This is a genomic window from Pseudomonas sp. JUb42 (assembly GCF_024807945.1).
Classification (GTDB): Bacteria; Pseudomonadota; Gammaproteobacteria; order Pseudomonadales; family Pseudomonadaceae; genus Aquipseudomonas.
Genome location: NZ_JANUFD010000014.1, coordinates 93,872 through 119,833, shown reverse-complemented (window position 1 = coordinate 119,833; position 25,962 = coordinate 93,872). Strand labels below are relative to the sequence as shown.

At 61.0% G+C, this 25,962-nt stretch carries 32 protein-coding genes and 1 riboswitch; of the genes, 19 read left to right on the top strand and 13 right to left on the bottom strand.

Translation table 11 applies throughout. The features are described from left to right. Window positions 1-168: 168 nt before the first annotated feature. Window positions 169-798, bottom strand: a complete 630-nt coding sequence (locus M2401_RS25200; RefSeq protein ID WP_259107203.1) for a LysE family translocator — start codon at window positions 796-798, stop codon at window positions 169-171. A gap of 77 nt (window positions 799-875) precedes the next feature. Between M2401_RS25200 and M2401_RS25195 the strand changes: the two genes are divergently transcribed. From M2401_RS25195 to M2401_RS25185, 3 genes are all read left to right on the top strand, one after another. After that, complete coding sequence (locus tag M2401_RS25195; protein WP_259107200.1) at window positions 876-1,841, top strand: 2-hydroxyacid dehydrogenase; 966 nt, start codon at window positions 876-878, stop codon at window positions 1,839-1,841. 189 nt (window positions 1,842-2,030) lie between these two features. After that, window positions 2,031-3,029, top strand: coding sequence for a class I SAM-dependent methyltransferase (locus tag M2401_RS25190; RefSeq protein WP_259107197.1), 999 nt, complete (start codon window positions 2,031-2,033; stop codon window positions 3,027-3,029). 39 nt (window positions 3,030-3,068) lie between these two features. Next, a riboswitch (yybP-ykoY riboswitch) is annotated at window positions 3,069-3,187 on the top strand. 88 nt (window positions 3,188-3,275) lie between these two features. Next, complete coding sequence (locus tag M2401_RS25185; protein WP_259107194.1) at window positions 3,276-3,863, top strand: TMEM165/GDT1 family protein; 588 nt, start codon at window positions 3,276-3,278, stop codon at window positions 3,861-3,863. Window positions 3,864-3,908: 45 nt separating this feature from the next. On the opposite strand, the gene M2401_RS25180 is transcribed toward M2401_RS25185, so the two are convergent. From M2401_RS25180 to M2401_RS25165, 4 genes are all read right to left on the bottom strand, one after another. Then, window positions 3,909-4,727, bottom strand: a complete 819-nt coding sequence (locus M2401_RS25180) for a M48 family metallopeptidase (protein ID WP_259107192.1) — start codon at window positions 4,725-4,727, stop codon at window positions 3,909-3,911. 68 nt (window positions 4,728-4,795) lie between these two features. Next, window positions 4,796-5,431 carry an SOS response-associated peptidase gene (locus M2401_RS25175; RefSeq protein WP_259107189.1) on the bottom strand — a complete coding sequence of 212 codons (636 nt, stop codon included), beginning with the start codon at window positions 5,429-5,431 and terminating at the stop codon, window positions 4,796-4,798. Between the two features lie 30 nt (window positions 5,432-5,461). After that, a complete protein-coding gene (locus tag M2401_RS25170) occupies window positions 5,462-5,722 on the bottom strand; it encodes a DUF2007 domain-containing protein (RefSeq protein ID WP_259107186.1) in 261 nt (86 codons plus the stop codon). Next, window positions 5,722-5,904 carry a CPXCG motif-containing cysteine-rich protein gene (locus M2401_RS25165; protein ID WP_259107184.1) on the bottom strand — a complete coding sequence of 61 codons (183 nt, stop codon included), beginning with the start codon at window positions 5,902-5,904 and terminating at the stop codon, window positions 5,722-5,724. The genes M2401_RS25170 and M2401_RS25165 overlap by 1 nt, the downstream gene beginning before the upstream one ends. 122 nt (window positions 5,905-6,026) lie before the next feature. Between M2401_RS25165 and M2401_RS25160 the strand changes: the two genes are divergently transcribed. Then, window positions 6,027-7,193, top strand: coding sequence for a 1-acyl-sn-glycerol-3-phosphate acyltransferase (locus M2401_RS25160; protein ID WP_259107183.1), 1,167 nt, complete (start codon window positions 6,027-6,029; stop codon window positions 7,191-7,193). A gap of 92 nt (window positions 7,194-7,285) precedes the next feature. Here the strand turns inward: M2401_RS25160 and M2401_RS25155 are convergent, their stop codons facing one another. Next, the gene (locus M2401_RS25155; RefSeq protein WP_259107182.1) at window positions 7,286-7,561 is read right to left on the bottom strand and encodes a hypothetical protein; all 276 of its coding nucleotides are present in this window, start codon (window positions 7,559-7,561) and stop codon (window positions 7,286-7,288) included. A 143-nt stretch (window positions 7,562-7,704) separates the two neighbouring features. On the opposite strand from M2401_RS25155, the gene M2401_RS25150 reads away from it, so the two are divergent. Beyond that, a complete protein-coding gene (locus tag M2401_RS25150; RefSeq protein WP_259107175.1) occupies window positions 7,705-7,911 on the top strand; it encodes a hypothetical protein in 207 nt (68 codons plus the stop codon). A gap of 95 nt (window positions 7,912-8,006) precedes the next feature. On the opposite strand, the gene M2401_RS25145 is transcribed toward M2401_RS25150, so the two are convergent. Further along, complete coding sequence (locus M2401_RS25145; protein ID WP_259107172.1) at window positions 8,007-8,591, bottom strand: YajG family lipoprotein; 585 nt, start codon at window positions 8,589-8,591, stop codon at window positions 8,007-8,009. Window positions 8,592-8,779: 188 nt separating this feature from the next. On the opposite strand from M2401_RS25145, the gene M2401_RS25140 reads away from it, so the two are divergent. Beyond that, complete coding sequence (locus tag M2401_RS25140; protein WP_259107170.1) at window positions 8,780-9,010, top strand: hypothetical protein; 231 nt, start codon at window positions 8,780-8,782, stop codon at window positions 9,008-9,010. Between the two features lie 400 nt (window positions 9,011-9,410). On the opposite strand, the gene M2401_RS25135 is transcribed toward M2401_RS25140, so the two are convergent. Beyond that, the gene (locus M2401_RS25135; protein WP_259107167.1) at window positions 9,411-9,623 is read right to left on the bottom strand and encodes a hypothetical protein; all 213 of its coding nucleotides are present in this window, start codon (window positions 9,621-9,623) and stop codon (window positions 9,411-9,413) included. 116 nt (window positions 9,624-9,739) lie between these two features. Here M2401_RS25135 and mqo point away from each other — a divergent pair, with 116 nt between their 5' ends. Then, window positions 9,740-11,248, top strand: a complete 1,509-nt coding sequence (mqo, locus tag M2401_RS25130; protein WP_259107165.1) for a malate dehydrogenase (quinone) — start codon at window positions 9,740-9,742, stop codon at window positions 11,246-11,248. Window positions 11,249-11,412: 164 nt separating this feature from the next. On the opposite strand, the gene M2401_RS25125 is transcribed toward mqo, so the two are convergent. From M2401_RS25125 to M2401_RS25115, 3 genes are all read right to left on the bottom strand, one after another. Beyond that, on the bottom strand, window positions 11,413-11,700 hold the full coding sequence (locus M2401_RS25125; RefSeq protein WP_259107161.1) for a PA4642 family protein: 288 nt from the start codon (window positions 11,698-11,700) through the stop codon (window positions 11,413-11,415). A 66-nt stretch (window positions 11,701-11,766) separates the two neighbouring features. Next, window positions 11,767-12,261: a hypothetical protein gene (locus M2401_RS25120; RefSeq protein ID WP_259107159.1), complete on the bottom strand. Its 495-nt coding sequence runs from the start codon at window positions 12,259-12,261 to the stop codon at window positions 11,767-11,769. Window positions 12,262-12,313: 52 nt separating this feature from the next. Then, window positions 12,314-12,871, bottom strand: coding sequence for a hypoxanthine-guanine phosphoribosyltransferase (locus M2401_RS25115; RefSeq protein ID WP_259107157.1), 558 nt, complete (start codon window positions 12,869-12,871; stop codon window positions 12,314-12,316). A gap of 204 nt (window positions 12,872-13,075) precedes the next feature. Here M2401_RS25115 and upp point away from each other — a divergent pair, with 204 nt between their 5' ends. Further along, window positions 13,076-13,711, top strand: a complete 636-nt coding sequence (gene upp, locus M2401_RS25110; RefSeq protein ID WP_259107155.1) for a uracil phosphoribosyltransferase — start codon at window positions 13,076-13,078, stop codon at window positions 13,709-13,711. Between the two features lie 200 nt (window positions 13,712-13,911). Here the strand turns inward: upp and hemH are convergent, their stop codons facing one another. Both hemH and M2401_RS25100 read right to left on the bottom strand, forming a co-directional pair. Beyond that, window positions 13,912-14,937 carry a ferrochelatase gene (gene hemH, locus M2401_RS25105; protein WP_259107154.1) on the bottom strand — a complete coding sequence of 342 codons (1,026 nt, stop codon included), beginning with the start codon at window positions 14,935-14,937 and terminating at the stop codon, window positions 13,912-13,914. A 13-nt stretch (window positions 14,938-14,950) separates the two neighbouring features. Continuing rightward, window positions 14,951-15,853 (bottom strand): TIGR01777 family oxidoreductase, encoded by a 903-nt coding sequence (locus tag M2401_RS25100; RefSeq protein ID WP_259107152.1) that lies wholly within the window; start codon window positions 15,851-15,853, stop codon window positions 14,951-14,953. A 301-nt stretch (window positions 15,854-16,154) separates the two neighbouring features. Here M2401_RS25100 and M2401_RS25095 point away from each other — a divergent pair, with 301 nt between their 5' ends. From M2401_RS25095 to M2401_RS25045, 11 genes are all read left to right on the top strand, one after another. Then, a complete protein-coding gene (locus M2401_RS25095; protein ID WP_259107150.1) occupies window positions 16,155-17,141 on the top strand; it encodes an NAD(P)/FAD-dependent oxidoreductase in 987 nt (328 codons plus the stop codon). Further along, window positions 17,138-17,353 (top strand): TIGR02450 family Trp-rich protein, encoded by a 216-nt coding sequence (locus M2401_RS25090; RefSeq protein ID WP_259107148.1) that lies wholly within the window; start codon window positions 17,138-17,140, stop codon window positions 17,351-17,353. Before M2401_RS25095 ends, M2401_RS25090 begins: the two co-directional genes overlap by 4 nt. Window positions 17,354-17,588: 235 nt before the next feature. Then, entirely contained in the window at window positions 17,589-18,548 is a 960-nt protein-coding gene (locus M2401_RS25085; protein WP_259107474.1) for a DUF523 and DUF1722 domain-containing protein, read from the top strand. A gap of 3 nt (window positions 18,549-18,551) precedes the next feature. Beyond that, on the top strand, window positions 18,552-19,466 hold the full coding sequence (locus M2401_RS25080) for a MerR family transcriptional regulator (protein WP_259107146.1): 915 nt from the start codon (window positions 18,552-18,554) through the stop codon (window positions 19,464-19,466). Window positions 19,467-19,482: 16 nt separating this feature from the next. After that, window positions 19,483-20,931, top strand: a complete 1,449-nt coding sequence (gene phrB, locus M2401_RS25075) for a deoxyribodipyrimidine photo-lyase (RefSeq protein WP_259107133.1) — start codon at window positions 19,483-19,485, stop codon at window positions 20,929-20,931. Next, the gene (locus M2401_RS25070) at window positions 20,924-21,346 is read left to right on the top strand and encodes a nuclear transport factor 2 family protein (RefSeq protein WP_259107130.1); all 423 of its coding nucleotides are present in this window, start codon (window positions 20,924-20,926) and stop codon (window positions 21,344-21,346) included. The genes phrB and M2401_RS25070 overlap by 8 nt, the downstream gene beginning before the upstream one ends. Beyond that, entirely contained in the window at window positions 21,343-22,131 is a 789-nt protein-coding gene (locus M2401_RS25065) for an SDR family oxidoreductase (protein WP_259107128.1), read from the top strand. The genes M2401_RS25070 and M2401_RS25065 overlap by 4 nt, the downstream gene beginning before the upstream one ends. Further along, a complete protein-coding gene (locus tag M2401_RS25060) occupies window positions 22,128-23,375 on the top strand; it encodes an NAD(P)/FAD-dependent oxidoreductase (RefSeq protein ID WP_259107125.1) in 1,248 nt (415 codons plus the stop codon). The genes M2401_RS25065 and M2401_RS25060 overlap by 4 nt, the downstream gene beginning before the upstream one ends. Beyond that, a complete protein-coding gene (locus M2401_RS25055) occupies window positions 23,372-24,172 on the top strand; it encodes a DUF1365 domain-containing protein (protein WP_259107122.1) in 801 nt (266 codons plus the stop codon). Before M2401_RS25060 ends, M2401_RS25055 begins: the two co-directional genes overlap by 4 nt. Continuing rightward, complete coding sequence (locus M2401_RS25050) at window positions 24,159-25,427, top strand: cyclopropane-fatty-acyl-phospholipid synthase family protein (RefSeq protein WP_259107120.1); 1,269 nt, start codon at window positions 24,159-24,161, stop codon at window positions 25,425-25,427. Before M2401_RS25055 ends, M2401_RS25050 begins: the two co-directional genes overlap by 14 nt. Next, window positions 25,420-25,953 carry a DUF2878 domain-containing protein gene (locus M2401_RS25045; protein ID WP_259107118.1) on the top strand — a complete coding sequence of 178 codons (534 nt, stop codon included), beginning with the start codon at window positions 25,420-25,422 and terminating at the stop codon, window positions 25,951-25,953. Before M2401_RS25050 ends, M2401_RS25045 begins: the two co-directional genes overlap by 8 nt. Window positions 25,954-25,962 lie beyond the last annotated feature (9 nt).

Sequence of the window (25,962 nt, the reverse complement as noted above, 5' to 3'; positions counted from 1 at the left end):
TCAGCCGAAGGGATGATTTGCTGGACAAACGTGCGTAGGAATTCTGGCGTCAGGGTCGCTTGAAAGGGCGGAAATGGCGTGAAGGGCAGTAACATTGAAACCTGTAGGAGCAACTTTCGCCGCGAGAGCACCCTCCCGGCTAAAGCCGGTCCTACGATTTCGTGAGATTTAATGCGCCTCGGTCAACGCCAATTTCACGCCAATGGCAATCAACACCCCGCCCATGGCCCGATCGAACCAGTGCCCCATGCGGGCAAACCCGGCGCGTACTCGCTCCTGGCTGAACAGCCGTGCCACCAGGCAGAACCACAGGGCGGTGGCCAGGGCCAGGTAGACGCCATAACCGGCCTGCACCACCAGTGGTGTGTGCGGGTTGATGACTACGGTGAACAGCGACAGGAAGAACAGCGTCGCCTTGGGGTTCAGGCCGTTGGTGATGAAGCCGCTGGTGAAGGCGCCCCGGGCAGTGCGTACGCCGGTGGCGATATCGACCGGAGCGTCAGAAGCACTGGCGGGTTTGGCGCGCAGGGCTTTTATGCCGATGTACAACAGATATGCGGCAGCCGCCCATTTCAAGGCATTGAACAGCACGATAGATTGCGAAACGATCAGGCCGATCCCCAGCAGCGAATAGCCGACATGCAGGAAGATCGCGGTGCCGACGCCCATGGCGGTCCAGGTGCCCGCTTTACGCCCGTGGGTAACGCTTTCGCGTACGACTACGGCAAAATCGGGGCCGGGGCTGGCAACCGCAAGCAGGTGAATCAAGGCAACAGTGAGAAACTCCGCCCAGTACATAAGGCCTCCAGGGTCATGGCGATTACAAAAGTTGAAACAATCTACGCCTTCCCCTTTCTTTGAAAAAGGTACAGCTGATGAGTAATCAAGCAAAAGCAGTTTTCCTCGACCATACCTCCCTGGACCTGGGCGACCTTGATCTGGGTGCGCTGCGTGCCTGTTTCAGCGACCTGCAACTCTATGCCAGTACCACGTCGGATCAGGTGATCGAACGCCTGCAAGGCGTGCAGGTGGTGATCAGTAACAAGATCATGATCAACGCCGCGACCTTTGCCGCTTGCCCGGACCTGAAACTGGTGCTGATCACCGCCACCGGCACTAACAATGTCGACCTGGCTGCCGCCCGGGAACATGGCGTTACCGTCTGTAACTGCCAGGGCTATGGCACACCGTCGGTGGCCCAGCACACCCTGCTGCTGTTACTGGCCCTGGCTACGTCCCTGCCGGACTATCAGCGCGCCGTGCAGCAAGGTCAGTGGCAGAAATCGAAGCAGTTCTGCCTGCTGGACTTCCCCATCGTCGAACTGGAAGGCAAAACCCTTGGCCTGCTCGGTCATGGCGAACTGGGCGGCGCGGTGGCGAAACTGGCCGAAGCCTTCGGCATGCGCGTGCTGCTCGGGCAGATTCCCGGCCGCCCTGCCCGCCCGGATCGCCTGCCTTTGGCCGAGTTGCTGCCGCAGGTCGACGCTCTGACCCTGCACTGCCCGTTGAACGAGCACACCCGCGACATGATCAATGCCCACGCCCTGAGCCTGCTCAAGCCCGGCGCCTTTATCGTCAATACCGCTCGCGGCGGGCTGATCAACGAACAGGCCCTGGCCGACGCCCTGCGCAGCGGACACCTGGGTGGCGCGGCCTCCGACGTGCTGACAGTCGAACCGCCAGTGACCGGCAATCCACTGCTGGCTGATGATATTCCACGCCTGATCATCACTCCTCACAGCGCATGGGGCGCCCGCGAGGCAAGACAGCGCATCGTCAGCCAGGTGACCGAGAATACCCAGGCGTTTTTTGCTGGCAAGGAGCTGCGAGTGGTCAGCTGACAACGCTATCGCGACAAACACAAAACCTGTGGGAGCGAGGCTTGCCCGCGAAGAGGCCGGTACATCCGATAGAGCTGTAGGGCCTGAGAGATAGCCTTCGCGGGCAAGCCTCGCTCCTACAGCGCCCGTCTGAAATCCGCGGACACCGACAACCCTGCTAAACTGCGCCCCTTTTTCCAGGAGCCCGTCATGGACCCGCGCAGTGAAGTGTTACTCCGGCAGGCCGAGCTGTTTCAGGGCTCGCTGCTGCTGACCGGGCTGCCCGCCGACGATCTGTTGGGCAAGCTGCCCAATGCCCGTGGCTGGTGCTGGCATGCCGGTGATCAGGCGGCGCTCGACGCACGCTTCCCGGAGCGCACGCACTTCGGCGTCAACGCGCCCGAGCATGGCTTCGACGCGGCCGTGCTGTTCCTGACCAAGGCTCGGGACCTGACCGACTACCTGCTCAACGCCCTCGCCTCACGCCTGGCCGGTCGCGAGTTGTTCCTGGTCGGCGAAAAGCGCTCCGGCATCGAAGCCGCAGCCCGCCAGTTAAGCCCCTTCGGCCGCGCCCGCAAGCTCGACAGCGCCCGCCATTGCCAGCTCTGGCAAGTCACCGTGGAAGACGCGCCCCAGGCCGTGGAACTGGAAAGCCTGGCCCAGCGCTATCCCATCGAGATGGAAGACGGCCCCCTGACCGTGATCAGCCTGCCCGGCGTCTTCAGCCATGGCCGCCTGGATCGTGGTTCGGCGCTGCTCCTGCAAAACCTCGACAAGCTGCCAAGCGGTCACCTGCTGGATTTCGGCTGTGGTGCTGGCGTCCTGGGCGCGGCAATCAAGCGGCGTTACCCGCATAACAGCGTAACCATGCTCGATGTCGATGCCTTTGCCACTGCCAGCAGTCGCCTGACCCTGGCGGCAAACGGTCTGGAAGCCGAGGTGATTACCGGTGATGGCATCGACGCCGCGCCGATGGGCCTGGACACTATCCTGACCAATCCGCCGTTCCATGTCGGGGTGCACACGGATTATCAGGCGACGGAAAACCTGCTGCGAAAAGCGCGGCAACATCTGAAAAATGGCGGCGTTCTTCGGCTGGTTGCCAATAGTTTCCTGCGCTACCAACCGCTGATCGAAGAGCATCTGGGCCCCTGCGTGACCAAGGCCGAAGGCAATGGCTTCCGCGTTTACAACGCCAAACGCAAGTGAAATAAGTGCTTGCTCAATGGCATTGAGGTAGGCAAAATCCGCTCCGTCCTAGGGGAGTAGTCTCCCACGAGCCCAGCGCTCGTCCGGTACGCATCAACATACTTGGTCCTCAGACCATGGTGCGTACGACCCGGAATCTACTTAGATAGATCCGAGGTTTGACAAGACCTATGACACGAACACCTTACCCGGGGCGGGAAGGTCGTACGTGTCATAGCCGTGTCGACCCGCCCCTTAGGAACCCTGATGCTGGAATCCCTGTTGGTCCCCACCGGTATTGTTGCGCTTGCCGAGATCGGTGACAAAACCCAACTGCTTGCTCTCATTCTTGCCGCTCGCTTCCGCAAGCCATGGCCCATTATCGCCGGCATCATTGCCGCGACCCTGGCCAACCATGCCGCCGCCGGTGCCGTCGGCGCCTGGTTCAGCGGTTTCGTCTCCGACGCAGCACTTCACTGGATCCTCGCCGCCAGCTTCACCGCTACGGCGCTGTGGACCCTGGTGCCGGACAAGATGGACGACGACGAAGCCAGTACCAAACGTCAGTTCGGCCCGTTCATGACCACCCTGATTACCTTCTTCATCGCCGAGATCGGCGACAAGACGCAGATCGCCACGGTCATGCTCGCAGCTCAGTACACCGGCCACCTGTTCATGGTGATCATGGGCACGACCCTGGGTATGTTGCTGGCCAACGTGCCGGTGGTGCTGGCCGGTAATTTCGCCGCAGAGAAACTGCCGCTGACGCTGATTCGTCGCCTGGCTGCCTGTTCGTTCTTCGTCCTGGCCATAGTCGCGGTTTACAACGCCATGCAGGTCAGTGGCTGGGTGTGACGACGACGGATCGTGTCGTTGCGACGCGATCCGCCTTTGCGGGGGTCAGGACTTCGGTGCCTGCTGATACAACGGCATGACCTTGGGAATGGCTGCCTGCAACGAAGCAATACGATTTTGTGAAGCCGGGTGCGTACTCATGAACTCAGGCGGTGCGCCGCCGGACTTCTGGGTCATTTTCTGCCACAGGGTGATGGCGGCGTTAGGGTCATAACCGGCCCGCGCCGACAACTCCAGCCCGATCAGGTCGGCTTCGTTTTCATTGCTGCGACTGTTGGGCAGGGTCAGGCTGTAATTGACCACAGTATCGGCCAGTTTCAGGCTGTCCTCGCCCATCCCCAGCAGCGCCCCGGCACCCTGTCGGGCCATGGCCACGCCATAGGCCTTGGACATGGCTTCACGACCATGCTCACGCAGGGCGTGGGCGATTTCATGGCCCATCACCGCGGCGATTTCATCGTCGGTCAGTTGCAAGGTATCGATCAGGCCGCTGTAGACAATGATCTTGCCGCCCGGCCCGCAGTTGGCGTTCAGCTCGTCACTCTTGATCAGGTTCACTTCCCACTGCCACTGCGCCGCATCCGGCCGCAGCTTCGGCGCCTGGGCGATCAAGCGATTGGCGATGGTCTGTACACGCTTGGCTTCGGCACTGTTCTTGTCCAGCACACCTTTGGTGCCCGCCTCACTCACCGTTTCGGTGTAGGACTTGGCATACATCTCGTTGACCTCCTGGGTCGAGAGCATGCTGAACATGTATTGCTTGCGCTCGACACCCACGGCGTCGCCCTGGGTGGTATTGACGGCCTGGCAACCGCCGAGCAGCAACCCCGCGCTGAGGGCACTCAAGATAAATAGCTGACGCATGGTGATGCTCCCTGGAAACAGTGCTCTTTAGTCTGCTGTTTTACCAATACGTTCTCACCCGGCGTGTTTCAGGACCCCAACGGCGTCAAACATTCCGGTGCATTCAATTTAGGATCGTTGACGAGATTGGCCAACGGCCGCTCACGCAAGGCCATTTGTGGGCTGGCGAGCAGACTGAGCAACGCAGGTTGCGAGGCCTCTGCATCGAGCCAGGTCTTTTGCCCGGCGCTGTCGAGAATAAGAGGACGGCGCTGGGTCGCTGCCGCCTGGGTCACCACCGCAACACTCAGATAAACATGTTCCTGCACCGGATACGCCTCCCAGATCGCCGCAAAGAATAGTGCCGAGCCCTCCCCCGGCGTGAGCCAGAATGGCCGTTTGCGCACGCTGCCACGCCACTCATAGAAGCCGTTGGCGGGCAGGAGGCAGCGGCGCTGACGAAAGGCATCGCGAAACATCGGCTGCTCGGCCAGGGTTTCGGCGCGGGCATGGGCCGGGGTGCGGGACAGGTCGGTCAGCCAGGCCGGGGTCAGCCCCCAACGCGCCCGCGCCAGCTCGACATCGCCGGGCGCCTCGGGGTTGGCGCGCATCATCAGCACGCTGTCGGCGGGGGAGATATTCCACTGCGCTCGCTGATCGCCGGGAAAACCGGGCAAAGCCGCAAAGGCGGGCGTCCATCGAAACAGGGCATAACGTCCACACATGGGGCAATCGGACTCGTGCTTACGGGTGAGTTAACAAACCAATACATCAGGGAAGACGTCCGGCTCGTCACCGCTGAAGGGTGACGCGCCATTGTACGCAGTGATCAGCGCCCGTGCCCGCTCGGCCTGATCGTTGTCGACGCTGATACCCAGCAGGCCGAACACCGGCAGCTCGCCGATCCCGCCCAGCAGGTGGCGGCCGGTCAGATGGGCCTCGACGCCCTCGCTAGCCAGCATCGCCTGGAGCAACTCGCCTTCCATGAGGTTTTCCGGCTCGTAGATTTTCTGCATCACTCGTTCTCGCTGCGTACGTCCAGATTCCAGTCCTCGCCATCGGTTTGCAGGTCGAACACGATAGGTCGGCAGCACACCGGGCAATCCTCGATGTACTGCTGGTCGCCGCCGGACAGATCCAGCACCGCTTCTACCGGTTCGCCGCAATATGGGCAGTCATAAGCCTGTATTTCCTGCATCAGGGCCTCCGGGGTGAGTTGTGCGTATAATCGCGGGCTGTTAAGGGGTCATTTGTTTCAATTTAAGACGACAATATCTTTAAAGCCCCGGTTTTCCATTCAGCCATTTCCAACAAGAGAACATGATGGGCGAATTTGATGCCATCCGACCGTACGACGACACCGAAGTAGCCGCTGTCCTGGCGCGCTTGCTCGGTGACAAAGCATTTCTCGCTATCCTCACTCATTTTCGCTTCCCGCGCCTGTCGGGAAGCCTGGGCTGGCTGCTGCAACCGGTCATCGCCCATCGCCTGCGCCGCGAATTCGCCGGGATCGACTCGGTCGCCGCCTTGCAGGACAAGGTCGAAGCCTACGTCGATCACACCATCGAACGGGCAACTGACGGTGTGACCTACACCGGCGTCGAGCAGTTCAAGTCCGGGGTGGCCTACCTGTTTCTGGCCAACCACCGCGATATCGTCATGGACCCGGCGTTCGTCAATTACGCCGTGTATCACGCCGGACTGCCGACGCCGCGCATCGCCATCGGCGACAACCTGCTGCAAAAGCCCTTCGTCAGCGATCTGATGCGCCTGAACAAGAGCTTTATCGTGCACCGTTCGATTGCCGGGCGGCGGGAAAAGATGGCGGCTTATCAGCTGCTCTCGGCTTATATCAACCACTCGATCCGCAACGATTGCGCCTCGATCTGGATCGCCCAGGCCGAAGGCCGGGCCAAGGACGGCGACGACCGTACTGAGTCGGCAATCCTCAAGATGTTCCATATGAGCCGCAAGGACGAGCCGTTTGGCGAGGTGATTCGCTCGCTGAACCTGACGCCCGTTTCGATCAGCTACGAATATGATCCCTGCGACCAGGCCAAGGCCCGCGAGCTGTACATCCGTGCCACCACCGGCAGCTACACCAAAGCCTCAGGCGAGGATGACGTCAGCATTGCCCTGGGCATTACCGGCTATAAAGGTCGTGTCCACATCAATTTCGCCCCGCCGATCAGCGAGCTGTTCGAAGATACCAAGCAACTGGCTATCGAGATGGATCGGCAGATTCTCGGCGGCTATCGCTTGTTCCCCGTGCATTACCTGGCCTATGCGCAGTGGTCAGATGCCGACGCGAGCCTGAACGTGCCGCAGGCCGATGAGGTGTTCGCCGCTGATGAACTGGCCAAGGCCAGGGAAGAATGGCAACGCCGTCTTGAGGGCTGCCCGGTGGAACATCGTCCTTACCTGATCCTGCAATACGCGACGCCCGTGCGTAATCAGTACCGGATCAAGGCCGGACTGGCACTCTGACAAGAGCTGGCGCGAGTGTGGGAGCGAATTCATTCGCGAAAGAGGTTTTGAACTGGCTCTTTCGCGGATGAGTCCGCTCCCACAATCCTGCGTCAAACGTGCAACTGCGTACTCAGCCACGACGTCAACAATGCCAACCCCAGGCAGGCAAAACCGACGCGGTAGCACAAGCGATTCATCCGCAGGCTCGCCACATCCATCAGATACATCGGCTCGTCGAATGGCGCCTGCTCGGTCAGGGCCGCAAGATGATCCAGTTCGCGCTGCTCCCTGTTTCGGGTAACCAGCAGCAACCAGATACCCGGCGCAGCAGCCACCAGGGCGAGCAGATTTAGAATGATGGCAGGGGTGAAAGGAAGGGACGACATGCGGGCCTCGGTGGCGCCGCTTTGCACAGACGCCGGGATTCAGATTGATCTACCCGGCCAATTTAACGTTCGTCACCTTAACGTAACCTGAATCGGGCACGGTATCGGTCCTCAAGGATGCACCTGACTTTCCGGAGTTCCCGATGCTGCATGCAACCAACCAGGACCGCCTCTACCTGATCGCCCCCAGCGATGAACAGCAGGCGCTGGTCGACGCCCTCTCCTTCAATATTCAGGACCGTCATTGGCTGGTGTACTGCGCCATCGGCGGCCATCAGCATCACGACCTGCCGGAGATGGATCAAGAGACTGGTTTCAGCTTTCTCGATTTCTATCAGCAGGCGGCTTAAAAGGCACAGTTTTCTGTAGGTGTCTCGATCAAATGCAAAAAAGCCCGGCCTCCTGTAATGAGAGCCGGGCTTTTTTGTATTACGGAAAAACCGAATCAGTTAGCCAGGTTCTGGCCGACGCTCGGGTCCTGGAACAGGCGGGTCAGGGCATCGCTCAACACGTCGCTGACCAGCTTGGTGTTGGTGTCCTGGTTCGGCGCCATGCCGAAGCGCTGGTTCAGGGACGCCGCGTAGCGCCCGCTGTAGCTGCGACCGTTGTTCTGGATATCGGCACGGAAAGTCGAGCTGATGGTGGCCTCGGTCACGTACATGCCTTCCTTGGGCGACTGATATTTCAGGTCGGCCAGGGTCACGGTCAGTTGCGGCGCGTTACCGGCGCTGCCGGTCGGGGTGAAGCCCAACAGGCGCACGGCGGCTTCGGCCTGGGCCTGCAGCTTGGGCAGCAGGTCATTGGCCTGGACGGTCACCGCACTGGTCTCCGGATAAAGGCCGCCACGCGTGCCCAGGGTCGGGCTCGGACGGCCGTCGACCACGCGTACCACAACCGGCTGACCGCGGCCGACAGGGGCCAACTGGCTGTTCAGTTTGGGTTGCGGGCTGAGTTGTTGCGGGCTGTTGGCGCAACCGACCAGGGTCAAGGTGCCTACAGCAAGCAAACCAAACAAAAAGCGACGCAGCATGCTCAATTTCTCCATGGGGGTAACTCCGAATGTGCCGCAGTATAGCGGCGTCAAACCGCGACTCACCAGTTGAAAATGGGACCGTTATGCGAGCGCAATGGTTCAGCCACACAGATGTCATGGGCACGTCACTGCCATGTCACTTGCGCCTGAGATGCTGGGCGTACTCACACAAAAGGAGCCGGACCATGGACTTCCTCTGGTCTTTGTTCAGTTTTCGCCAGCATCGCCACTATGCACGGGTAGACCAGGCCGGTATCTGCCGCGCATTCAAGCATTGCATCAAGCCGCCCGCCGGCCATGACTGGGTGGAAATAAACGAGTCGCGCCTGTGCTGGCTGAACCAGCCATTGCCCGCTACAGCCCGCGTCGTTCGCGCACCCGCGCGGTCCCGTCGGCGTCCTTTGCTCACGGCCTGACCGATCAGCGAACAAAAGTCATTTTATTTCGATCAATTTCAGGCGTTTCATCGCTATAATCTCCCCCCGATTATAAGGACGTCTCCTGATCGGGCCTCGCAGCACCGCTAATCCCAGTATTAGCACCTCCGTATCGCCCACAGAGAGCCGCCCACACAGGTCATGTCCAGGCCGGTGTAGTCGCTGTTCGGTGTGCGATCGCTCGAATTTCTTCGAACCTTTTCCCACCTGCCGCCCTCACACCAGACTGAACACTGAGCTGCCAGAGCTGCCATCGCGCAGCCCTTTTTGAGGTTTGAGGTTCACGTTTCCAAAAGAGCGTGAAAAAACGGGTTTTCACAACTTCACAAGAGTGTGGCAAGCAATGAATAGGTATGCGTGTGTCAAAGCACCATTAACATCAGAACCAACCACCTTGAGGATTGCTCACTGCGCAGTCTCCATCAGCGAGGCCTGAAACGGTAACGAGATGGATTGCACAACCGGATGCCTTGACCATGGTCGAATGGCTTGCGGGTCGGAAAAATGCGTTCATGCCGACCTGATTTAATGCCTGTTCGAGCCTGGTAGCGGCCTGCGGTGGCGATGCAAAGAATTGCGAAGAATCGGACATGCTGATCCTGGCCAGGGTGCACCTGGGGCCCACTATGAACAACGCCCCGCCCTCCCCGGCCACTGACCTAGGGATCGCTTGCCGTCAATTGGGTTGCAGATTTTGGAGACACGTTAATGGCGCATAACGAAGCAGTCGACGTGGTACTGGTCGGGGCCGGCATCATGAGTGCTACCCTCGCGGTGCTGCTCAAAGAGCTCGACCCCAGCCTCAAGCTGGAAGTCGTTGAGCTGATGGATTCGGGTGCGGCGGAGAGTTCCAACCCGTGGAACAACGCCGGGACCGGGCATGCCGGGCTGTGTGAGCTGAACTACACGCCCCAGGCCGCCGACGGTTCCATCGACATCAAGAAAGCGATCCACATCAATACCCAGTTCGAAGTGTCGAAACAGTTCTGGGCGTACCTGACCCGCAAGAGCACCTTCGGCTCGTCGAAGTCCTTCATCAGCCCGGTGCCGCACCTGAGCTACGTCGAGGGCGACAAAGGCGTGGCCTTCCTCAAGGCGCGCTTCGAAGCCCTGCACAAGCATCACGCCTTTTCTTCGATGGAGTACACCGAAGACAAGAGCAAGATGGCTGAGTGGATGCCGCTGATGATGCCGGGCCGCGACCCGAATCAGGCGCTGGCCGCCACTCGTGTGGAGCACGGCACCGATGTCAACTTCGGCAACCTGACCAATCAGTTGCTCAAGCACCTGGCCAGCACCCCGGATGCCCAGGTCAAGTACAGCAAGCGCGTGACCGGCCTGAGCCGTAAAGGCGACGGCTGGAGCGTCAGCATCAAGGACGTCAACAGCGGCGGCACGCGCGAAATCGACGCCAAGTTCGTCTTCCTCGGCGCCGGTGGCGCGGCCCTACCGCTGCTGCAGATGTCCGGTATCGAAGAGAGCAAGGGCTTCGGCGGCTTCCCGGTCAGCGGCCAGTGGCTGCGTTGCGATAACCCGGAAGTGGTCAAGCGCCATCAGGCCAAGGTCTACAGCCAGGCTGCCGTGGGTTCGCCACCGATGTCCGTGCCGCACCTGGACACCCGCGTGGTCGACGGCAAGAAATCCCTGCTGTTCGGGCCATACGCCGGCTTTACCACCAAGTTCCTCAAGCACGGCTCGTTCCTCGACCTGCCGCTGTCGGTACGCGCCGCGAACATCGGCCCGATGCTGGCTGTGGCCCGGGACAACATGGACCTGACCAAATACCTGGTCAGCGAAGTGATGCAGTCCATGGAACAGCGTCTGGAATCCCTGCGCCGCTTCTACCCGGAGGCCAAGGCCGAAGACTGGCGCCTGGAAGTGGCCGGCCAACGCGTGCAGATCATCAAGAAAGACGCGAAGAAAGGCGGCGTGCTGCAGTTCGGCACCGAGCTGGTTTCGGCCAAGGACGGCAGCCTCGCCGCCCTGCTCGGCGCTTCGCCGGGTGCTTCAGTGACCGTGTCGATCATGCTGGAACTGATCGAACGCTGCTTCCCTGAGAAGGCTCGCGGTGAATGGGCTGCCAAGCTCAACGAGATCTTCCCGGCTCGGGAAAAGATCCTGGAAACCGATGCGCAGCTGTACAACCGCATCAACACCGAGAACAACGAGCTGCTGGAACTGGTCGAGAAAAACCCTGCGACGGAAAACATCGCCTGACGCGTAACTCTGTGGGACCGGCTTTAGCCGAGAAGGCGCCTTCCCGGCTAAAGCCGGTCCCACGGTTCTTGCACTGATTCAAATAGCTGCGTTGCTTTTGACTCAACGTCATAAAAACGCCCCGACTGGTAACAGGCGGGGCGTTTTTTTATAGCACCGGATTATCAGCCGCGCGCCTTATCGATCAACTCGATGTACTCCTCGGCGTTGCGCTGATCCTTGATCAAGGCAACGAAGGTATTGCCCTGCTCGTCAGTGCCGTCCAGATCGAAACCGGCTTCCTTGAAGAACACCAGGAAACGCTCGAAATCACCGACACGCAGGCCACGGTAGGCCTTGATCAACTTGTGCAGCGACGGCGATGTGGCATCGACCGGCTCGAAATCGAGGAACAATTTGATCTGCGCGTCGCCGATCTCGTCCCCAATCAACTGCTTCTTATCTTTACGCATTGCAGACTCCAACTGGTCGCAGACACCTTCACGGCCGGGCAGTTTACCCCCGGCCTGTCCTGCGGCTCAACGCGCACGTAAGCCCGTGGTATGGATATCGGCCCAGACATGGCCATTGGCGTAGCTGAGGAACTGGCAATAGACCTTCTCGTTGCGCAGCAGATCCACCAACACCCGGTATTGCGTGGGCGGATAATAGAGGGTCAGGACGCGGGTCGCCGGATCAAAGGTGGGCTTTTTCAGGCTTTTGCTTTCGCCATCGAAGTGGATCAGCACCTCGCTGATGGTCGCGCCCTTGTTCATCGGCTTGCCTTTGAGGCGCAGCACCAGGGGCGACGTGACCGGAATCGGCTGCTGATTGGATTGCCGCTGGCTGCCCACTACCACCGAATACTCGGTGATCTGCAACAGTTGCTGTTGCTCGGGCTCGCCTTCCCGGACCGCCAGGTCATCGGGCGGCAGGTATTGCGCGTGCATGGGTTCGGCAAAGGCAGGTGTAACCAGAGGCAGGCTGCACAACAGCAAGAGGGCTGCGGTACGGCGACAAAGCAATGACTTCATGTCGGCATCCCGTGAAAAGTGGCTGGCACTTTAGCACGGGATGTCGGGGGACTTAGAGGCCCTTGACGGCGTAGATACCCGCCGCGTTGCGCCAGTAGCCCTTGTAGTCCATGCCGTAACCGAAGATGTAGCGGTCGATGCACGGTAGGCCGACGAAATCGGCTTTCAGATCCGGACGCGCCTTGCGGTCATGGTCCTTGTCGATCAGCACGGCGGTGTGCACGGCGCGGGCACCGGCATGGCGGCAGAAGTCGATGATCGCGCCCAGGGTGTGCCCTTCGTCGAGAATGTCATCGATGATCAGCACGTCGCGGTCGATGAACGACACTTCCGGCTTGGCCTTCCAGAACAGCTCGCCGCCGCTGGTTTCATTACGATAGCGGGTGGCGTGCAGGTAGGACGCTTCCAGGGGGAAGTTCAGATGAGTCAGCAGCTTGCCAGCGAAAATCAGGCCGCCGTTCATCACACAGAACACCACCGGGTTGCGTTCGGCCAGTTCGGCATTGATCTGAGCGCCGACACGGGCAATGGCCGCTTCGACTTCGGCTTCGTTATACAGGCAGTCAGCCTCGCGCATGATTTGACGGATATGCTCGAGATCGGCAGACATGAGGCTCTCCAGAGGGGGCAGTGTAAGAAAAGCGGGCAAAGGTACGCATCCGCTCGGGCCAGGGCAAGTAATTATGGACTAACGTTGCTTCAGAAGTGGTACACAGCCTTCCTTGCAGTAAGACTTCGCCCTATCTGTAGTAAGACAGTAACAAGCGAATAGATTAATCTAGGCCGTTTTTTGCCTGACGCCGGAGCTTTTCCTATGCCCATCCGTGAGATCCGCCACCCGCTGATCCGCCACAAGCTCGGCCTCATGCGCCGTGCCGATATCAGCACCAAGAATTTTCGTGAATTGGCGCAAGAGGTCGGTGCCCTGCTGACGTATGAAGCCACCGCCGATCTGCCCCTGGAAAGCTACGAAATCCAGGGCTGGGCCGGGACCGTGCAGGTCGAGAAGATCGCCGGCAAGAAGATCACTGTAGTGCCGATCCTGCGCGCCGGTATCGGCATGCTCGACGGCGTACTCAGCCTGATTCCGGGCGCCAAGGTCAGCGCCGTGGGCCTGGCCCGCAACGAAGAAACCCTGCAGGCCCACACCTACCTGGAAAAACTGGTGCCCGAGATCAACGAGCGCCTGGCGATGATCATCGACCCGATGCTGGCCACCGGCAACTCCATGGTCTCGGCCATCGACCTGCTGAAGAAAGCCGGTTGCAAGGAAATTCGCGCCATGGTCCTGGTCGCCGCCCCGGAAGGCATCGCCACCGTGGAGAAGGCACACCCGGACGTGATGATCTACACCGCTTCCATCGATGATCGCCTCAACGAACAGGGCTACATCATGCCGGGCCTGGGCGATGCCGGGGACAAGATTTTCGGGACCAAGCAGAAGGATTGATAGCGAAGCAGCAAGAGGTCAATGACCTTCTGCTGGAACGCATTTTGTGAGGGCCAATACTGTGGGAGCGAATTCATTCGCGAAGAGGCCGATACATCCGATAGATATTCATCGCCCGGAATGCCGCTTTCGCGAATGAATTCGCTCCCACAATTTGCTTCAATAGCTCGCTTACACAATTGGCGCCCAACGAACGGTTTTCACAGCATCACCGGCGCCCTCTCACACATCCGGTTCAACGCCGCCGCCCAGTTCGGGTCGTCGTTGAGGCATGGAATCAGCACCAACTCCTCGCCCCCGGCCTCGCGGAAGGTTTCGGCGCCACGGTCGCCGATTTCTTCCAGCGTCTCGATGCAGTCGGCGACGAACGCCGGGCACATCACCAGAATCTTCTTTACGCCCTGGCGGGCCAACTCTTCCAGACGTGCCTCGGTGTAGGGTTCGATCCACTTGGCCCGCCCAAGCCGCGACTGGAACGACACCGACCAGGTGCCGTCAGCCAGACCCAGACGCTCAGCAAAATGCGCCGCCGAGCGCAGGCACTGCGCGCGGTAGCAGGTGGCGAGCACTTCGGCAGGCGCGTTCTGGCAGCAGTCGCTGCCCTTGAAACAATGCTGACCCGTAGGGTCGAGCTTATGCAGATGGCGCTCCGGCAGACCATGGAAACTCAACAGCAAATGGTCGTGGGGTTGCTGCAGATGAGCGCGGGCGCTCTCTACCAGGGCGTCGAGGTATTCGGGTTGATCGTAGAACGGCTGCAACAGCGAGAACTGCATGTTCAGACCCTGGGCCTTGACCACCCGCTTGGCTTCTTCAACCACAGTGGTCACGGTGCTGTCGGCGAACTGCGGATAGAGCGGCGCCAGGGTGACTTTCTTGATGCCCTGGGCAGCCAGGCGGGTCAGCACGGATGCAATGGACGGCTCGCCGTAGCGCATCGCCAGTTCTACCGGGCCGTGGCTCCACTGCTTGCGCATCTGCTCCTGCAAGCGCTGGCTGAGCACAACCAGCGGCGAGCCCTCATCCCACCAGATCGACGCATAGGCGTGGGCCGACTGCTCCGGCCGCTTGACCAGGATCAGCGAAACCAGCAGACGCCGCACCGGCCATGGCAGGTCGATGACATAAGGGTCCATCAGAAACTGATTGAGATAGCGGCGCACATCGGCCACGTTGGTAGAAGCCGGCGAACCCAGGTTGACCAGCAACAGCGCGTGATCGGTCATGCAACGTCCTATTTCAGTGGCGGCCTGTCACATCACTCAAGGCCGCAGTCAAATCGAGATAACGAAAGGTAAAGCCCGCCGCCTGCAGGCGTGCCGGTCGTGCGCGCTGGCCACCCAGCAACAGCACCGACATCTCACCCAGCAACACTTTCAACACCGCCGCCGGCATGATCATGAAGGTCGGGCGGCGCAACACCTTGGCCAGGGTCTTGGTAAACACCTGATTGCGCACCGGTGATGGCGCGCAGACATTATACGGACCTCGGGCATCCGGCAGGTTTAACAGAAAATCAATCGCCGCGATTTGATCGGCGATATGAATCCATGGCATCCACTGCCGACCATTGCCCAGGCGTGCGCCCAGGCCGACCTTGAACGGCGCCAGCATCTGTTGCAGAAAGCCGCCCTTGGACGACATCACCAGGCCTGTGCGCAGGCAAATCACGCGGATACCCATGGTTTCGGCACGCAGGGCGGTTTCTTCCCAAGCGCCGCATAACTGACTGGCGTAGTCCGGGATGACCGGTAGGGATTGCTCATCGATTTCCCGCTCGCCGCAGTCGCCGTAATAGCCCACCGCGGAACCTGAGATCAGCACTTGAGGCTTTTGCTCGCGCGCCTGCAACCAGGCCAGCAGACGCTCGGTCAGGCCGATGCGGCTGTCCCAGACAAAGGTTTTGCGCTTGCTCGTCCAGGGCCGGGCAGCCACCGGTGCGCCCGCCAGGTTGATCACGGCATCCACCGGTTGTTCGCCGATGTCTTCCAGTCGCGCGACACCGAGCACCTGTGGCCCGCACAACGCGGCGACCTCATGGGGGCTACGGCTCAACACGGTCAGTTGATGCCCTTGGGCGTGCCAGTGACGACACAGTTCGCGTCCTATCAATCCCGTACCGCCGGTCAGCAATATATGCATGGCAGGTGTCCTTGCGTGGCGTTCATGGCACTTCGGTAGTCTATTTTTCAAGGTAGCGCTGATGAGCGCAAAATGCAGCCGATCATCAACGACCCCGAGCCCTGGCACAAAGACATCGACGGTTGACTATCCGTTCGCAGAGTTGACCGCTTGCACCCAAGGATCAGAATAGCGCTCGCGCCGTACGAGCCCAAAGCCAGGATTCTGTGCTTTTTGAATACGCGACAACTTATACCAAAAAACAGATTTGTACAGGTTTTAACTACGGCGTACTCTGTGCAGACAAGGTAACGAGGCCCCTATGACTGTACCTATCGCAATCATCGGTACCGGCATCGCCGGACTCTCCGCTGCCCAGGCGCTGCACGCTGCCGGGCATGCCGTTCATCTTTTTGACAAGAGCCGCGGCAGCGGCGGGCGCATGTCGAGCAAGCGCAGCGAAGCCGGCGCGCTGGACTTGGGCGCGCAATACTTCACCGCCCGCGACCGCCGTTTCGTCAATGTCGTCAACCAGTGGCGGGCCAACGGCTTCGTCGCCGAGTGGGCGCCGCAACTCTATAACGCCCATAACGGCCAGCTCAGCCCGTCGCCCGACGAGCAGGTGCGCTGGGTCGGCAAGCCGCGCATGAGCGCCATTACCCGCGCCATGCTTGGCGATCTGCCGGTGACCTTCTCCTGCCGTATCAGCGAAGTCTTTCGCGGCGAAGAACACTGGCACCTGATCGACAGTGAAGGCAAAAGCCATGGTCCTTTCAGTCATGTCGTGGTTGCCACGCCCGCACCTCAGGCCACCACGCTGCTGGCAGCAGCCCCCAAGCTGGCCGGCGTGGTCTCTGGCGTGAAGATGGAGCCGACCTGGGCCGTCGCCCTGGCCTTCGACACCCCGCTGCAAACACCGCTGGAAGGTTGCTTCGTCCGGGACAGCCCGATCGACTGGCTGGCGCGCAACCGCAGCAAGCCGGAGCGCAATGAAAGCGTCGACACCTGGGTGCTGCACGCCACCAGCCAGTGGAGCCGCGAGCATCTGGACATGTCCCGGGAAGAGGTGATCGAGCACCTGCATGGCGCCTTCGCCGAGCTGATCGGCTGCGCCATGCCTGCCCCGGCATTCAGCCTGGCCCACCGCTGGCTTTACGCCCGCCCGGCTGGCGCCCACGAGTGGGGCGCGTTGTCCGACGCCGACCTGGGCATTTATGTCTGTGGCGACTGGTGCCTGTCAGGCCGGGTCGAAGGCGCCTGGCTCAGCGGCCAGGAAGCGGCGCGACGCCTGCTCGAGCATTTGCAATGAATCAAATCAATCCGCGCAAATTGCTGCTGTCCAAATGGACGGCAGCACAGCCGCGCAACCGGGAAAAACATTTCCTGGTCACCGAACTGTTCCGCGACGAAGAAGGCACGGTACTGGAGATCGAACTCCAGGCCGTGCTCACCCACCGCAGCGAACGCCTGCCATGGCAGACCTTGCAGGATACCGGCTGTTGGCGGATGGGCTGGCAATAACCTCATCGCTTACAGCCCTTGTGGGAGCGGATTTATCCGCGAAAGCAGTATTCCAATCACTGCAGATGCGTCGGGTGTACCTGCCTCTTCGCGAATGAATTCGCTCCCACAATTCTTTCTGCACGCGTAAATACCTATACATAAAATTTGACTTGTACAACTTCAGCCCTATGATAAACAGAAGTTGTACATGGGAAGTCCTGCGTACAAGTATTGTCCAGAGGCTGCCATGTTCGTGCCCGTCGTCAACAAGCCAAAGCTCGGTATCAGTGCCTGCCTCATGGGCGCCGAGGTGCGCTATAACGGCGGGCACAAACAATCCCAGCTGTGTACCCAGGTACTGAGCGAATACTTTGAATTCGTTACCGCCTGCCCGGAAGTTGCCATCGGCCTGGGCATCCCGCGTGAGACCATCCGCCTGGTCGGCGATGCCGAGCAGCCGCAGGCGGTGGGCACGGTCAGCAGCGATCTGAATGTTACGAAGGAACTGGCCGCCTACGGCGAACAGATGGCCGTCGAGCTCAGCGACATCTGCGGTTACATCTTCATGCAGAAATCGCCGTCGTGTGGGCTGGAACGGGTCAAGGTCTACCGGGAAAACGGCGCGCCGGTGGATGGCGGCGGTACGGGGATCTACGCCAAGGCGTTCTGCGCCCGCCACCCCAACCTGCCGGTGGAAGAGGACGGCCGGCTCAATGACCCGGTCTTGCGCGAGAACTTCATCACCCGGGTTTTTGCCTACGCCGCCTGGCAGGCGCTGTGCGCAACGGGCATCAGCCGCCGCAGCCTGACCGAGTTCCACGCCCGCTATAAATACCAATTGATGGCCAGTAACCCGCTGCAATACAAGGTGCTCGGCGGCCTGTTGGGCAGCATGGGCAAGCACGATGATGTCGACGAACTGGCCCCGCGCTATTTCAGCGAGCTGATGGCGGCACTGAAAAAATGCGCCACCCGTGGCACCCATACCAATGTCCTGCAACACCTGAGCGGCTATCTCAAACAGACCTTGAGCAGCGCCGACAAGCAGGAACTCCAGCAACTGATCAGCCAGTACCACCAGGGCATCGTGCCCCTCATCGTGCCCCTGACCCTGCTCAAGCATCACTTTCGCCAACACCCCGATCCGTACGTCGCGCTCCAGGTTTACATGCAGCCGCACCCGGAAAACCTCAGCTTGCGCAATGCGATCTAAATCATGAATGAATTACCCGACAGCGCTCTCGAAGGTGTGCAGCCCGACTGGTTGCCAATCCGTGAAATTGCCCGGCAGACCGGCGTCAACGCCGTCACCCTGCGGGCCTGGGAACGACGCTATGGCCTGATCGTGCCGCACCGCACGCCCAAGGGGCATCGCCTGTACTCGCAAGAGCATGTGCAGCGCGTGCTGAACATCCTCACCTGGCTCAATCGCGGCGTGCCGGTCAGCCAGGTCAAGCATCTGCTCGACAGCCGCCAGCCGGTCAGTGCGGTCCCCGGCAACGACTGGCAAGCCATGCGTCAGAACCTGATGGCCGCCATTCATGACCTGGCCGAACGGCATCTGGACAATATCTTCAACCAGGCCATGTCGCTGTATCCACCGCGTACCCTCTGCGAACAATTGCTTCAGCCACTGCTCAGCGAGCTGGAACAACGCTGGCAGGGTCAACTCGGCGCGCAACTGGAGCAGGTGTTCTTCTATTCCTGGCTGCGCAGCAAGCTCGGCGCGCGGATCTATCACAACAATCGCCAGATCAGCGGCGCGCCCCTGCTGCTGGTCAACCACTCCGACCTGGCCATGGAGCCGCACCTGTGGCTCACCGCCTGGCTGGTCAGCTCGGCCGACTGCCCGGTGGAAGTCTTCGACTGGCCCCTGGCCGTGGGCGAGCTGGCCATGGCCGTCGAACGCCTGAAGGCGCGCGGGGTCCTGCTGTATTCGAGCAAGCCGGTAAATCTGGCTCAGCTCCCCAGGCTACTGGCCACGATTTCCTGCCCGCGATTGCTGGCCGGACCAACGGTCTGCATCCATTCGGCCGACTTATCCGTATCAGCTAACGAGATCGAGGGTTTGACGCTCGCCGAAGACCCCTTGACCGCCCAGTCCGCTCTCCAGCGGCTCGGCCTTATTTGAAAGCTAAGGACTGAATATGCAATTGCTCTGGCTACGCAGCGACCTGCGCACTCACGACAACACAGCCCTGACTGCGGCCATGGAACGCGGGCCGACCGTGGCCCTGTATCTGCTCAGCCCCGGCCAATGGCTGCAACACGATGACGCCGCCAGCAAGGTGGATTTCTGGCTGCGCAACCTGGTGACGCTGGAGAAAGGTCTGGGCGCACTGAACATCCCCTTGCTGATCCGTCATGCCGATACCTGGGACCTGGCGCCCGAAGTGTTGCTGCAAGTGTGCCGTGAGCACCGCATCGAAGCCGTGCATGCCAACGATGAGTACGGCATCAACGAAACCCGTCGTGATCAGGCAGTGGCCCGCGCACTGGAAAATGCCGGCGTTGGCTTTCATCACTATCTGGACCAACTGCTGTTCCAGCCTGGCAGCGTACTGACCCGCAACGACAGTTACTTCCAGGTCTTCAGCCAGTTCCGCAAGGTCTGCTATTCGCGTCTCTACGAAAGCATGCCCCGGCCGGTACGCACACCCAAGGCGCAGGCGCCGCTGTCGATCAAGAGCGATGTGCCACCGACCCGGGTCGAAGGCTTTGCCACTCCGTCGGCCAGCCTGCAAGCACTCTGGCCAGCGGGGGAAGAAGAAGCTCGGCAGCGTCTGGAGCGTTTCAGCGATGAGCGCATTCAGGACTATCAACTGCAACGCGACTTCCCGGCCAAACCCGGCACCAGCCAGCTATCGCCCTACCTGGCCAGCGGCGTGCTGTCGCCGCGCCAGTGCCTGCATGCGGCCTTGAGCAGCAACAACGGCGAGTTCGAAACCGGCAACACCGGCAGCGTGACCTGGATCAACGAGCTGCTCTGGCGCGAGTTCTACAAACACATTCTGGTCGGCTACCCACGTGTCTCGCGCCATCGCGCTTTCCGCCCGGAAACCGAGGACTTGAAGTGGCGCAAGTCTTCCGAGGATCTCGCCGCCTGGCAAGAGGCCCGCACGGGCCTGCCGATCATCGACGCGGCCATGCGCCAGCTGCTCGACACCGGCTGGATGCATAACCGGCTGCGCATGGTCGTCGCCATGTTCGTGACCAAGAACCTGTTGCTGGACTGGCGCGAAGGCGAGCGCTTTTTCATGCGCCACCTGATTGATGGCGACCTGGCAGCCAATAACGGCGGCTGGCAGTGGAGTTCGTCTACCGGGACGGATTCGGCACCGTATTTCCGCATCTTCAATCCGCTGGCGCAGTCGCAGAAGTTCGACCCGGACGGACGTTTCATCAAGCACTGGCTGCCTGAACTGGCCGATTTGAACAAAAAAGAAGTGCACAACCCGAACGCTGCGGGCGGCTTGTTCGCCCCCAACGGCTACCCGGCGCCCATTGTCGACCTGGGTGCCAGCCGCGCCCGCGCCCTGGCTGCATTCAAGGCGTTGCCCGGTCGCCAATCGGCCCTCGAGCCCGCTTATGAGTGACTTTCTGCAGCGTTTCGCCCAAGGCTTCGCCGCCCTGGACAAGGACCATCTGGACCGCCTCGGTGAGCTGTACAGCGACGACGTGCGCTTCACCGATCCGCTCCACGAGGTCCATGGCCTTGCGGCGCTGCGCCGCTATTTCGCCCAGCTGTATAGCCAGGTCAGCGAGCTGCGTTTCGATTTTCACGGTTTCGATCAGGTCCGCGAAGGCGAAGGCTATCTGCGCTGGACCATGCATTACGCCCATCCGCGCCTGAACAAGGGCCGCATCCTCCACGTCCAGGGCTGCTCGCACCTGGCGTGGCACGACAAGGTCTATCGGCACCGCGACTACTTCGATGCCGGGGCCTTGCTCTACGAACACCTGCCAGTGATGGGGCAGGCCATCGGTTGGTTGAAAAGGAGATTGTCATGAGCCATCCCGATCATCTGCGTATCTGGCTGACCGGTGCCAGCAGTGGCATCGGCCTGGCCCTGGCCGAAGAGCTGCTGCTTGCCGGTCATCACGTCGCCGTCACCGCGCGCAAGGTTGCGCCGCTGGAGGCCCTGTACAAACGCTTTCCCAAGCAGGTCATGGTCGCCGCAGGCGATATCAACGACGCCGCGCAAATCTGCGCAATCTGCGATCGCATTGCCGCCGTCTGGGGCGCGCTGGACATGGCGATCCTCAATGCTGGCACCTGTGAATACATCGACGCCCGGCAGTTCGATGCCGCCATGGTCGAGCGTGTGGTACGCACCAACCTGATCGCCACCAGCTACTGCATACAGGAAGCCTTGCCCCTGCTGCGCCTGGGTCATCGTCCACATCTGGTCGGCGTGGTCAGTGCGGTCACTCTCCTGCCGCTGCCCCGCTCCGAAGCCTATGGCGCCTCGAAAGCGGGCTTGCGTTACCTATTCGACTCGCTGCGCATCGATATCGCCGAAGAAGGCATCGACGTCACCGTGGTCACCCCCGGCTTCGTCGACACGCCCCTGACCGAACAGAACGATTTCGCCATGCCCATGCGCTGGCCGGCACTCAGGGCTGCGCGCTATATCGCCTCGCGCATTCAACGCCAGCGTCGTCCGCTGGAAATCGCCTTTCCCGGCCCGTTTATCATGGCCATGCGTCTGTTGGCCCTGCTGCCGCTGCGCCTGCAACTGGCCCTGGGCAAACGCATGGTGCGTCACGAACACACCCACAAGGACGCGCAATGAAGGTCGCCATCATCGGCAGTGGTATTGCCGGCCTGACCACCGCCTATCTGCTGGCGCGCAAGCACGACATCACAGTGTTCGAGGCGGCCGACTGGGTGGGCGGTCATACCCATACCGTTGACGTGGCGGTGGCCGATCGGCCTTACTCGATCGATACCGGCTTCATCGTGTTCAACGACTGGACGTACCCCAACTTCATCCGCCTGCTCAACCAGTTGAAGGTCGATTTCAAAGCCACCGAGATGAGCTTTTCGGTGAGCGATCCGGCGACCGGCACCGAGTACAACGGCAATAACCTCAACAGCCTGTTCGCTCAGCGCAGCAACCTGCTGTCGCCGCGTTTCTGGGGCATGCTGCGCGACATCATGCGCTTCAACCGTGAAGCCATCGACGACCTGCAAAACCGCCGTATCGCCGACGATACGACCTTGGGCCAATACCTGGAAAGCGGAGGCTACGGCAGGCGCTTCATCGAGCACTACATCGTGCCCATGGGTGCGGCGATCTGGTCCATGTCCCTGGCCGACATGCTCGGTTTCCCTCTGCAATTCTTCGTGCGTTTCTTCAAAAATCACGGCCTGCTGTCGGTCAATCATCGGCCGCAATGGCAGGTCATCAGCGGTGGTTCCAGTCGCTATATCGAACCTCTGACCCGCTCGTTCGCCCAGCACATCCGCCTCAACTGCCCGGTTCAACGGGTCGAGCGCGATGCCGCTGGCGTGCTGATCCATAGCGCCCACGGCAGTGAGCGCTTCGACAAAGTGGTATTCGCCTGTCACAGCGACCAGGCCCTGGCGATGCTCGCCGAGCCGTCGACGACCGAGCGGGAGATTCTCGGCGCCCTGCCCTACGCCGACAACGACGTCGTCCTGCACACCGACACCCGCCTGCTGCCCAAACGCCCGTTGGCCTGGGCCAGCTGGAACTACCGCCTGGGCGGCAACGGCCAACAACTGGCCGCCGTGACCTACGACATGAACATCCTGCAGGGCATCGCCAGCGATACCACCTTCTGCGTCAGCCTGAACCAGACGGCCGCCATCGACCCGCAGAAGATTCTCGCCCGTTACCGCTACGCCCATCCGCAATACAGCCTGGCCGCCGTTGCCGCACAGGCACGCTGGGAAGAGCTGCACGGTGTAAAGCACAGCTATTTTTGCGGTGCCTACTGGGCCAACGGCTTTCATGAAGATGGCGTCGTCAGCGCCTTGCGCGTCGCCAGTGCCTTCGGGGAATACCTGTGAACAGCGCCCTGTACCATGGCTGGATCAGCCATCGGCGGTTCTCGCCCAGGGCCCATCAGTTCACCTACCGCATCGGCATGCTGTACCTGGATCTGAGCGAACGGGAGCGCGTGCTCGACCTGTCGCCCCTGGCTGGCAGCCGCCGTTTTGCGCCGTTTTCCTTTCGCGAAAGCGACTATCTGCCCGAGCTGACCAAGGGCGGCGTGAGCCTGCTCGATGCCGTGCGCGGACGAATCGCGACGGCTCTGGGCCATACGCCACAGGGCAAGGTCTGTCTGCTGACCCAAGTGCGCAGCTGGGGTCTGTCGTTCAATCCGGTGAGTTTCTTCTACTGCTTTAACGCCGATGGCGAACTGGCTGCTGTGCTTTGCGAAGTCACCAATACGCCGTGGCGCGAGCGCTACCACTACGTATTGCCCGCCAACGGCGACGGTCATCAACACTTCGCGGTGGCCAAGGCTTTTCATGTCTCGCCGTTCCTGCCCCGGGACCTGGAATACCGCATGAGTTTCAGCCAGCCGGCCGCGCGTCTGGGCGTGCACATGGCCGACTGGCAGGGCGAGCTGAAGATGTTCGATGCAACGCTCAATCTCGAACGCCAGCCGCTGACTCGCGCCACGCTGCACCGCTATCTGTTCGCCTACCCGTGGATGACCGCCAAGACCGCCTTGGCCATCTACTGGCAGGCCCTGCGCCTGCTGCTCAAGCGCATACCGATTTTTTCCCATCAGGCCGCCGACGGCGCCTTTCGTATTGCGCACATGCAACCCAAGGATCGACGCCATGAAAAACCCTAGCAGCAGTTTTTCGAGCAGCCTGAGCGCCAACGGCCTCACTGCCAACCTCCTGCGGCGTGGGGTCCTGCGCCAACTGGCCAACCTGCGCAGTGGATTATTGGTGATCAATGAAGGCGGGGAGCGGCATGTCTTCGGCCAGGCCGGTGCGCCGGTGCAGGGTGAAATCACCATTGTTGACCCGGCGCTGTGGGGCATGGTCGCGGGCAACGGCTCGATTGGCGCGGGGGAAGCCTTCATTCATGGCTACTGGACCTCGCCAGACCTAACGGCGGTGGTGCGTGTGTTCGTCAGCAATCTGGATGTGCTGGATGCCCTGGAAGGTGGCCTGGCCCGCCTGGGTCGCCCCTTCATCCAGGCCCTGCACTGGCTCAATCGCAATACCCGCAAGGGTTCGCAGAAGAACATTTCGGCGCACTACGACCTGGGCAACGACCTGTTCGAGCAGTTCCTCGACCCGACCATGATGTACTCCGCCGCCCAGTTCCAGGGCAAGGACGACACCCTGGAACAGGCCCAGCTGAACAAGCTGGAGCGGATCTGCCAGAAGCTGGCCCTGACCCACAATGACCATCTACTGGAAATCGGCACCGGTTGGGGCAGCATGGCGATCTACGCGGCGCAGCACTATGGCTGCCGGGTGACCACTACCACCCTGTCCAAGGAACAATTCGCCTACACCGCCCAACGCCTGGAAACCCTGGGCCTGACTGATCGGGTCACCCTGTTGCTGGAGGATTACCGCGACCTGCAGGGCCAGTACGACAAGCTGGTGTCCATCGAAATGATCGAAGCCGTGGGCCATCAGTTCCTGCCCACCTACTTCCAGCAATGCGCCCGCCTGCTCAAGAGCGACGGTCTGATGCTGTTGCAGGCCATCACCATTCGCGAGCAGCGCTATGAACAGGCACGGCGCAGTGTCGATTTCATCCAGCGCTATATCTTCCCCGGCGGCGCCTTGCCTTCGGTGCAGAAGATGCTGGAAATCGTTGGCCGCGACACCGACATGAACCTGCTGCACATGGAAGACTTCGGCCTGCACTACGCTCGCACCCTGCGCCTGTGGCACGACAACTTCCGCCGCGCCCACGGCTCGCTGACCGAGCTGGGCTATGACGACTACTTCCTGCGTCTGTGGGAGTTCTATCTGTGCTACTGCGAAGGCGGGTTTCTGGAACGCACCATCGGCACCGCGCAGCTATTGCTGGCCAAACCGGCTGCCGTGCCGCAACCGCTGCTAGGGCGCTTTGATGCGTAGACAGCCGGTGCTGGTCAACGCCGCCTTGTTCCAGGCGGGTTGGTTCACCTGTGCCTTGGGCGGCGACAGCTACTGGCTGTTGCTGGCCGGGGCCATCGTGTTGCTGCACCTGTTGTGGGTCGGCTCGTGGGCAAGGGAAGGCAAGCTGCTGATCTGGGTCACCGCTCTCGGTACCCTGCTCGACAGCAGCCTGACCATGCTCGACGTCTTTCAATTTCCGCCCGGCGGGCCACTGATTCCACTCTGGCTGATGCTGATGTGGGCTTTGCTGGCGATCACCCTCAATCATTGCCTGGCCTGGAGTGCCATGCCCTGGTGGCGGGCGAGTCTGTTCGGCGCCATCGGCGGCCCGCTGTCTTATTTTGCCGGCGCCCGCCTGGCAGGGGTGCAGTTGCCGCTGGGGCTGTGGCCGAGCCTGATCCTGCTGGGGCTGATCTGGGCCTGCGTATTTCCAGCGTTGCACTGGCTGGCCCGGTACTTGCGCAACACCCCGTCGGCACAGTCATTCGATCGTCACCACGGCTGAGCCATCATG

Excerpts from the sequence above, each read along its gene's own strand:
- M2401_RS25200 (WP_259107203.1), bottom strand. The coding sequence starts at position 798 with ATGTACTGGGCGGAGTTTCTCACTGTTGCCTTGATTCACCTGCTTGCG.
- M2401_RS25195 (WP_259107200.1), top strand. The coding sequence starts at position 876 with ATGAGTAATCAAGCAAAAGCAGTTTTCCTCGACCATACCTCCCTGGAC.
- M2401_RS25190 (WP_259107197.1), top strand. The coding sequence starts at position 2,031 with ATGGACCCGCGCAGTGAAGTGTTACTCCGGCAGGCCGAGCTGTTTCAG.
- M2401_RS25185 (WP_259107194.1), top strand. The coding sequence starts at position 3,276 with ATGCTGGAATCCCTGTTGGTCCCCACCGGTATTGTTGCGCTTGCCGAG.
- M2401_RS25180 (WP_259107192.1), bottom strand. The coding sequence starts at position 4,727 with ATGCGTCAGCTATTTATCTTGAGTGCCCTCAGCGCGGGGTTGCTGCTC.
- M2401_RS25175 (WP_259107189.1), bottom strand. The coding sequence starts at position 5,431 with ATGTGTGGACGTTATGCCCTGTTTCGATGGACGCCCGCCTTTGCGGCT.
- M2401_RS25170 (WP_259107186.1), bottom strand. The coding sequence starts at position 5,722 with ATGCAGAAAATCTACGAGCCGGAAAACCTCATGGAAGGCGAGTTGCTC.
- M2401_RS25165 (WP_259107184.1), bottom strand. The coding sequence starts at position 5,904 with ATGCAGGAAATACAGGCTTATGACTGCCCATATTGCGGCGAACCGGTA.
- M2401_RS25160 (WP_259107183.1), top strand. The coding sequence starts at position 6,027 with ATGATGGGCGAATTTGATGCCATCCGACCGTACGACGACACCGAAGTA.
- M2401_RS25155 (WP_259107182.1), bottom strand. The coding sequence starts at position 7,561 with ATGTCGTCCCTTCCTTTCACCCCTGCCATCATTCTAAATCTGCTCGCC.
- M2401_RS25150 (WP_259107175.1), top strand. The coding sequence starts at position 7,705 with ATGCTGCATGCAACCAACCAGGACCGCCTCTACCTGATCGCCCCCAGC.
- M2401_RS25145 (WP_259107172.1), bottom strand. The coding sequence starts at position 8,591 with ATGCTGCGTCGCTTTTTGTTTGGTTTGCTTGCTGTAGGCACCTTGACC.
- M2401_RS25140 (WP_259107170.1), top strand. The coding sequence starts at position 8,780 with ATGGACTTCCTCTGGTCTTTGTTCAGTTTTCGCCAGCATCGCCACTAT.
- M2401_RS25135 (WP_259107167.1), bottom strand. The coding sequence starts at position 9,623 with ATGTCCGATTCTTCGCAATTCTTTGCATCGCCACCGCAGGCCGCTACC.
- mqo (WP_259107165.1), top strand. The coding sequence starts at position 9,740 with ATGGCGCATAACGAAGCAGTCGACGTGGTACTGGTCGGGGCCGGCATC.
- M2401_RS25125 (WP_259107161.1), bottom strand. The coding sequence starts at position 11,700 with ATGCGTAAAGATAAGAAGCAGTTGATTGGGGACGAGATCGGCGACGCG.
- M2401_RS25120 (WP_259107159.1), bottom strand. The coding sequence starts at position 12,261 with ATGAAGTCATTGCTTTGTCGCCGTACCGCAGCCCTCTTGCTGTTGTGC.
- M2401_RS25115 (WP_259107157.1), bottom strand. The coding sequence starts at position 12,871 with ATGTCTGCCGATCTCGAGCATATCCGTCAAATCATGCGCGAGGCTGAC.
- upp (WP_259107155.1), top strand. The coding sequence starts at position 13,076 with ATGCCCATCCGTGAGATCCGCCACCCGCTGATCCGCCACAAGCTCGGC.
- hemH (WP_259107154.1), bottom strand. The coding sequence starts at position 14,937 with ATGACCGATCACGCGCTGTTGCTGGTCAACCTGGGTTCGCCGGCTTCT.
- M2401_RS25100 (WP_259107152.1), bottom strand. The coding sequence starts at position 15,853 with ATGCATATATTGCTGACCGGCGGTACGGGATTGATAGGACGCGAACTG.
- M2401_RS25095 (WP_259107150.1), top strand. The coding sequence starts at position 16,155 with ATGACTGTACCTATCGCAATCATCGGTACCGGCATCGCCGGACTCTCC.
- M2401_RS25090 (WP_259107148.1), top strand. The coding sequence starts at position 17,138 with ATGAATCAAATCAATCCGCGCAAATTGCTGCTGTCCAAATGGACGGCA.
- M2401_RS25080 (WP_259107146.1), top strand. The coding sequence starts at position 18,552 with ATGAATGAATTACCCGACAGCGCTCTCGAAGGTGTGCAGCCCGACTGG.
- phrB (WP_259107133.1), top strand. The coding sequence starts at position 19,483 with ATGCAATTGCTCTGGCTACGCAGCGACCTGCGCACTCACGACAACACA.
- M2401_RS25070 (WP_259107130.1), top strand. The coding sequence starts at position 20,924 with ATGAGTGACTTTCTGCAGCGTTTCGCCCAAGGCTTCGCCGCCCTGGAC.
- M2401_RS25065 (WP_259107128.1), top strand. The coding sequence starts at position 21,343 with ATGAGCCATCCCGATCATCTGCGTATCTGGCTGACCGGTGCCAGCAGT.
- M2401_RS25060 (WP_259107125.1), top strand. The coding sequence starts at position 22,128 with ATGAAGGTCGCCATCATCGGCAGTGGTATTGCCGGCCTGACCACCGCC.
- M2401_RS25050 (WP_259107120.1), top strand. The coding sequence starts at position 24,159 with ATGAAAAACCCTAGCAGCAGTTTTTCGAGCAGCCTGAGCGCCAACGGC.
- M2401_RS25045 (WP_259107118.1), top strand. The coding sequence starts at position 25,420 with ATGCGTAGACAGCCGGTGCTGGTCAACGCCGCCTTGTTCCAGGCGGGT.